5 protein-coding genes are annotated in these 7,496 nt (G+C 41.7%); 2 read left to right on the top strand and 3 right to left on the bottom strand.

Going from position 1 to position 7,496, the window contains the following annotated elements; translation table 11 throughout:
• A partial coding sequence (locus ACN0TV_RS16955) for a DEAD/DEAH box helicase (RefSeq protein ID WP_417364517.1) occupies positions 1–1,077 on the top strand: 1,077 nt, incomplete at its 5' end.
• Positions 1,078–1,390: 313 nt separating this feature from the next.
• Positions 1,391–2,905 (top strand): GlyGly-CTERM sorting domain-containing protein, encoded by a 1,515-nt coding sequence (locus ACN0TV_RS16950; RefSeq protein WP_417364515.1) that lies wholly within the window; start codon positions 1,391–1,393, stop codon positions 2,903–2,905.
• Between the two features lie 258 nt (positions 2,906–3,163).
• Here the strand turns inward: ACN0TV_RS16950 and greB are convergent, their stop codons facing one another.
• The 3 genes from greB to ACN0TV_RS16935 form a co-directional block, all read right to left on the bottom strand.
• Positions 3,164–3,646, bottom strand: coding sequence for a transcription elongation factor GreB (gene greB / locus ACN0TV_RS16945; RefSeq protein ID WP_417364513.1), 483 nt, complete (start codon positions 3,644–3,646; stop codon positions 3,164–3,166).
• Between the two features lie 21 nt (positions 3,647–3,667).
• Positions 3,668–4,294: a gamma-mobile-trio protein GmtX gene (gmtX, locus tag ACN0TV_RS16940; protein WP_417364511.1), complete on the bottom strand. Its 627-nt coding sequence runs from the start codon at positions 4,292–4,294 to the stop codon at positions 3,668–3,670.
• Positions 4,287–7,496: VPA1269 family protein (locus tag ACN0TV_RS16935; protein ID WP_417364509.1), on the bottom strand; the 3,210-nt coding region annotated here is incomplete at its 5' end. The genes gmtX and ACN0TV_RS16935, both read right to left, overlap by 8 nt.

Genomic DNA, 7,496 nt, shown 5'->3' with positions numbered 1-7,496 from the left:
GATGAGATTCATCACTGTGCTGGGCAGTCTCTAAACGATGCTAATGCTTGGGGAGAAGAGATCATCCTGAATATTCAAAGCCAAGCGGAATACACATTAGCGTTAACAGGCACACCATGGCGATCGGATCAAGCACCTATAGTTCTATCTCACTACTCAGACCCTGATAACCAAATCCAATGTGATTACATTTACGGCTTAAGGGACGCAGTAACGGATGGTGTATGTCGCTCCCCAAAAATTGTTCTAATCGACAATGAAAAAATTTCGGTTACAGACGAAGAAAACGATACTAAAACATTTAATAGCCTCGATGAGCTATTCAAATGTTCATCTGTTCCCTACCAATCTCTAATCGAACATGATTTCGCTATTCGGCATGCATTAACGTTAGCGATAAGCAAGCTTAAAAGTATTAGGCTGTTTACTCCCGATGCTGCAGGACTTGTTGTGGCATCTTCTGTAGAGCATGCCACATATATTCTGAATATTCTCAGAAACGAGTATGAGCAAACAGCGGAAATTGTTACCTATAGAGAAAAGCACCCAAACCATAGAATTAACGAGTTTAGAGACAGCGAGACTAGCTGGATTGTCAGTGTAGGCATGATTAGTGAAGGAACAGATATCCCTCGTCTACAAGTATGCTGCCACCTTAGCCGAGTACGAACGGAGCTCTATTTTAGACAAGTCCTTGGTCGAATTTTACGTAAAAGTAGAAACGGAGCCCAAGATGCTTGGCTTTATACGTTCGCGGTCCCCAAGCTTGTCGAGTATGCAAACCGAGTCGCAGAGGAAATACCTGACTTTTCCGTGGTATTAAATGAATCAGTAAAAAAAGACAATATCACGCAAATTATCGCTAGAAAGCCATATCTACCGCATATAAATGTCGAAGAAACTAACAGTTACAGCCTCAAATTAGAAGGTAGTGATTTTGAAAAAGATACTTTGTCACAATTTGAGACTCAGAACTCTGTAGCGATTAAATCCTCACGGTCCAGTGAATCTATGTCATTTGAGCTCTTGGGGGGATTTAGAGAAAAGGTCGTTTCAATCTATAGTTCACCATTTTAAAAGTAAAGTATGGTGTCACCATACTAATTACTCATTAATATATTGGAATACAGATATGTGTAAATATGTGAAGCTAAGTCTCTACCAATAAATGTCGCATAATATATTGTTTTGTACGGGAGTTTTTTAAAATTTATCAGTTGCGCATTAATAGCGCTGTACTGAAAATTTTTTATCTTCTCACTGGTTTTAAGACTTCAGTTTGTTGCTCTTGCACAATCTGAAAAGTGATTTTTTAAAATTTTACCTTAAGGATGAAGTTGTGATAAAGCGCTCCTCTATTAGTTTTTTTGTAACCGCTATATTTACCACGATGAATACTCAAGCAATGACTGAGCAAGAGTATTTAGACAAGATTAACAGCTTGAACCCTGCCGTTATTAAAGCGAAAGCTATCATTGCCAGCAAAACAGCAGAACGCGCTAAGCTTTTGAAAGCCATGTCACGCGTTAACTCGGTGACTTCTCAACGTGCGGAATCCGACAATCAGTCATATGATGATGATTTTGCTTTAGGTTGTGATGTATCTCCATTTGGCCAGCTTGGTCAAAACTATAAAACAGGCTGTACCAACATCGACGCCTCTAATAAAAAGGTACGTGTCTATGCTTTCTATCACCCCGAATGGTTGGCTAACTCAGTAACCAAAGGTGTTGCATATGAATGGCTTGAAACACGAGTTGCCATTATGAACGAAACCTTAGCTAACTCTGTTGGTGGTTCAGCAGAACTGGCAGGCTTTGGCACCTCTATTTCTATCAATGCCAATGGTATGGCGTATGATGATGATGTAGTTAGTGGTGAATACGTGCAGGGTTGGGCGGGTGCAATCCAACCATTTTTCTACAATGACGAAGTGATCACCGAGTTTCAACCTGAACGTCAAGAAATGGATGAATACGGCGCAGATTGGGCAACGATTATTCGACCAGCCATGTCATATGATGCAGGTTTATGCGGTGTTAGTGGTGAAGGTTCACCGTTAGCAATCATTAATGCTAACGATGCAAATAACACGCAGCTTTGCCAAAATGTGTTCGCTCATGAATTTGGTCATGGTGTTTTTGCTGACCATGAAAATCGCAATAGCAAAGCTGACGGTAATGCTACGGCGCAATATGGTAACCGAGCCGCTACTTGTGGTAACCAAAACACAGTGATGTGGCACTCAACCACTACCAATGATTTACGTTTCTTCTCAAGCCCTGACAAGTCAAATGGTGGTGAAGCTTGCGGTGATGATACCCACAACAACCAGCATTACGTGGAAAACTGGCTTCCGTATATGTCAAACATCGCTGGTGAAATGGAAGTGTTCGGAGATGTTCATTTTTCAGCAACCGCCCCTATTTCTGTTGAGCAGGGTAATTCATTTACGCTGACTGTTGAGCGTGACGGTGACACAAGCAAAGCTGCAAAGGTAGCAGTGTTTATGCGCGGTGCGACCCACATTTTCACACCAGCTACGCCTGATAATCTGAATGTACGTGAATACCTTGATTCTGACTACGTTGATGTGGATTTCGATGCTGGTCAAAGTTCTGTGACTCTTACTTTCAATGCGCCAGTTACAGATTATGCGACCTACGCTGAAATTCCAGCTATTACGGCAGAACTGGTTGTTCCGAAAAACTTAAAAGTGACTGGTGATAAAATCAATGTCAGCGTAACTGCGCCGCAGCCTGAAGATACTGGCAGCGGTGATACTGGTAGCGGTAATACTGGTAGCGGTGTTAGTAATAGTTCAAGCGGTGGCTCAAGTGGTGGCAGTATGGGTTTCCTGAGTCTGTTACCTTTAGTTTGGCTTGGTTACAAACGCCGCAAATAATTTGATTAGTGATACGATTAAGCCTGCGTATGCAGGCTTAATTTTGCCCCAAAGCTAGTTACAACCAAACTTGCCCAAGCAATGTAGTTCGAACATGTTGAGCAAATTTTAGTAATACTACAGAGTGTCTATAGAAATCAGGCCGTACCAACCATTAGTTGCGGCGGAGGGGTAGCTTCTATGCGCAAACCTTGTTCACATCACCCTTGTATAACTTCAGATGCTAATACTTTAAAGGGGATTTTCAGCGAGCCTCAATTATTTGGAACTATTTTGGTAGCTAATATCGTTGATATACCAGATTTTTTCTCCCTCTGGGGTGGGCACAATAGCTTCGTCATCGACCTCTTTCTTTATCAAAGCCCTTGCCATTGGCGCATCGATAGATATGTAGTCCTTGCGCTCGTAAATTTCATCAGGGCCAACGATGCGAAACATTTTGACTTCTCCCTGTTCATTTTCCACTTCAACCCATGCTCCAAAGAATACCTTCCCCTCTTGCACTGGTGAATATTCGACGACTTTAAGAGCATCTATCCTTTTGCGAAGGAATCTAATCCGGGAGTCGATACTGCGAAGCAGTCTCTTATTCTCTTTGTAGTCTGCGTTCTCAGATCTATCACCTAGACTAGCTGCCCAAGCAACTTTCTTTGTTATTTCAGGACGATATTCTCGCCATAAATAATCAAGCTCTTTGGTTAATGCATCAAAACCTTCAGGAGTGATTAAATTTGTTCTCAACTGACTTCCTACCATTTCGAACTAGAGGTGTAACAATGCCTTCTTCAATGCGTCTAGTGTGGCAACGGGAAAAACCTGACTCAGATCTTCACGTCGCAATATACTGCCCTTTGGCCCGACTTCCAAATCTTCTCGCCGCATAAATTCTGTAGATAACAAATACTCGAGAGCCTCTCTTTCTAATGCAGTTAGTCGAATTTTTGATACTGGAGATGCACCATTATCAAAGATTTCTATGACTTGGTTGATAGGCACCACTTCAAGCAATAACCTTTCAGCTTCCTTTTTCTGGGAGTACAGAATGTTTACTTGTAACTTGAGGACTGGATCTGTGATGTTCTCAATCCATGCTGCGGATTTTCCGAACGGGGAAAGTTTTGGCTTAGGGACTTTTTTGTTTGCAGCAGCATCAGCGAAAGATTTGATCAACGTCCTATACGCATCTCCAGATTTATTCCTAATGCTCTGTGCAGCAGGCACCCCTTTTTCTTTGCCAAGTCTTGAAATAGTGCTAAAACTGAAGTCGTAGATTCCTCGTTCGAACTGCTCTTTGCAAACAGTGTATACAGCGTCCAAAGTCGAACTTACCCGCATTGATGCGTTTTTTTTAAGTTGTTTAAGAACCGTCTCTGGGGACACTTCAAGCATTCTTGTTCTCCCCTTTTAGACCGAGTTTTAGCGGTTTAGCTTTTTGAAAAAAGTGCTTTATTTCATCAGCATTCAGTGAATTTTTGTAACTCAAATCTCGTAACGTCATACGACCATCTATCAATAAATCGATTTTTTCCCAGCTTTTTAGTCGGCTAAGCATTAGTTGCGTAAATTGGTTTCCGACTATCAATTGTTCGCTTTCAGAAAGATGCATCATATGGGCGGCCAACCCATTATTGAGCATCATTCGATCTAGTGCTTGGCTCCTTCGAGTTACTGCGAGCTCATCACTGCAGCTGTGAAACAGCTCTGCGTTCTCACAGACTTCACATAACTGTTGGAAATGACTACAGTCTTCCAAATCTAAATTTATTGAAAAGTCTGTGGGTACCATGAGTTGAAGCTTGTTCTCATCTGAAGGGTGCATCCCCTCAATCATCTGATGGCAATTATTTATATGTTTGAACATCGCATTTAGGTCTGCCAAGTACAGATCCATTTTTTTTGCTTTAGCCTCAATTTCGGAATTCAACTGCTTTCTTATAAAAAGTAGTCGAGATTTTTCAGATGCTAGCGTTTGGTTTTGAACACCTAGCTTCATTTCGTCATATTGCTTAGATGAAATGATATCAATCTCTTGTATTGTACTATCTAGTTCATTCTTGATCTCTTGGTCACGCAGTTGTAAGACGTACTGTGATAGTGAGACTTCATTGAACAATGCGACTAACCCCACGAGAAACGCAGGACCAGTGACAAAAAAGCGACATTGAATGCAATTTTGATCGCCGAGATGCCCTGCTGGCACAGGATGAAAAATATTCGCTTTTGTTGCGACGGCATCTCCGCCGATGTCGCAAAATCCGCCTCCAACAGGGCAAATGCCAAAATCTCTAAAAACGTAATTGCCCGCTGCTCGTTCATTAGTGAGTGATGCAAGGAATTCGGGGCTGTTTGCAGTTAATTGGGACTTTATATCTTCAATTCGATGCTGTTCGATAAAGCGTCGGGTGGTTTCTGTTGCACAACTTAGAGCCTCCTTTTCCGCTTTGTTCATTCGTTCTCGTAGCTTTAGGCCTGTCTGATCACTTTTTAGGTAATAAATAGACATCACGATTGATGAGTGCCCAACCAATTTCATAATAAATTCAATTGGTAAGCCAAACTCAGTGCTATAAGCATTAATCAAACTCACTCTCATACAATGTGGTGTGAATTTTGAGCTAAATTTCGATAACGTTATAGCGGTGCTGTCTAATAAGCTCTCGCCAATATCTGTGAAATTTTGTCCGTCATATTCAGCAAAGACTTCATCAACTTCGTTGGCAAAAAACAATGCTGCTGCCAATCTTGTCGATAATCTATAACCAAAAGTACCTGGTTCAACATCATTCAGATCTCTAAATAGAAAGCAGTTTTTGCCTTTGAAGTTTCTCTGTACTTCGTTCAGGAATGTTCTTTTGCAACGCAGCCATGGGGTGGGAGATGAAATGGCATTAAACTTTGATTGCCAATGTCTCAGTTTTATCAGCCAGTACGCCAATTCGACAGGCATATAAGGGGTGTTATAGCCTTCTCCGAATAGTTGCGTCTTATTTGATGTATAATGAACGCCAAAATCCCCACTTTTTGTCTTATAAATCATTCCTTGTTTTTTAGTTAATCCAGCTTTCGGATGGTTGTTTGCTACCCAAACAATTTTCCCATTCGAGAAACAAGGGATTTCTAAATCCATTTCACCAGAGTCACAGTAGATAATCTGCCTTCCTCTCGCAGGTAATTGCATCAGCGCGTATGTGTACGTCCAAAAGATTGGCACCCAAATAAATCGTTTTCCATTCTCTTTCTTGGTAACACAATCGGGGTCATTAGGGTCGACAGGGAAATCATCGCTAATTTGGACCCAGTCTGCGTTAAATTTTTGCAGGTGGCTAAGATCTGAATAGGACAATCCTGTTTCTGGAGAGTCGACTGGAAATATCCAGTCTCGAGTTAATTTTACATATGTGTATGGGAGGGACAATTTTTCCGTTTCATTGATTTTCTGTGGAATTTTCTCATCGTCAAAGTTGATATACTGAAATGGATTTCTTGCTCCGAGGACAATACTCACTTCACCAGTTTCAGGGTCTTCGATAGTCAAATCTTTATTAATAATCCAATCAAGAAACTCTTTAATCGAAAATAGCTGCTTCTTTTTTGCAGGCACCGTTTTTTCATTCAACAGGTCTATGCACGACTGAATATTGATTTTATCTCTTCTTAGGAAATCTAGCGGATTTCTGTCTAGGTCGTTAGCTTCAATAAACTCTCGTACAAACTCGCATAGATCACTTGCTTTTGTGCCAGACCCTCTTGCTTGTTTGAGAAATTCGGTAATGCACCCTCCCCAGATTTGCCAGTCATCAGTGAGGTATCGAACTTGATAAGGTCGTTTGTTACCAAAAAAGTCATATGTGTTAGTCCAACCGTTGTGTCTATACGTCTCTTCAGGGCTAGAGGGGATGCGCGGGTCATTTAATTCGGCACGCAATTTTTTGTAATCTTCCATTTTTTTGCAATGGTGCTTTCTGACAATAGAAGCCAGTTCGGGGTATGGGTAAGGTCTTGGAATGTTGAGAAAGTCATACCAATCAAGCCAACCATCGAACCTTTCGGGGTGGGCAGGCAGGAATTTATAAGTCTTACGTTGTTCGTAATACTGTTTTGAGTCTTTTACGGAAAGAACCAAACATGCATGTTCAGCAATTGATAAATCATGGATTTCTCGTGGTAATAGAAAGTCCGTCCATCCTGTCCATTGGTCTTTATATCTAATGTCAGGAGAAGAGGGTAAGCATGGATCTTTTTTGTATGCTTCTAAATAATTTTTCCATGAGGTGATTCTAAGAGTAATAGCAGCTTTTTTCGCCTCGGCATAAGTTAAATAAAATGAGCTTTTGGTGTTAAGAAACGTCGGCCAATCATGCCAGTCGTTGCGAAAGTGCCGGTCCGGGTTTCTGGGCAACTTGGGGTCTTCGGCATAACGTCGCAGGTATTCAGCGCGGGTGCTAATGCCTAAGTTTTGGGCGGCGAGACTGGCGTCGGCCAAGGTGACATAGCGTTCTGGCTTCTCCCGGCCGAGAAACGTCGGCCAATCATGCCAGTCGTTGCGAAAGTGCCGGTCCGGGTTTCTGGGCAACTTGGGGTCTTCGGCATA

This window comes from Galbibacter sp. (assembly GCF_048266365.1).
Classification (GTDB): Bacteria; Bacteroidota; Bacteroidia; order Flavobacteriales; family Flavobacteriaceae; genus Galbibacter.
Note: the sequence above shows the minus strand (reverse complement) of the source record. Positions and strands in the feature narration are given on the sequence as shown.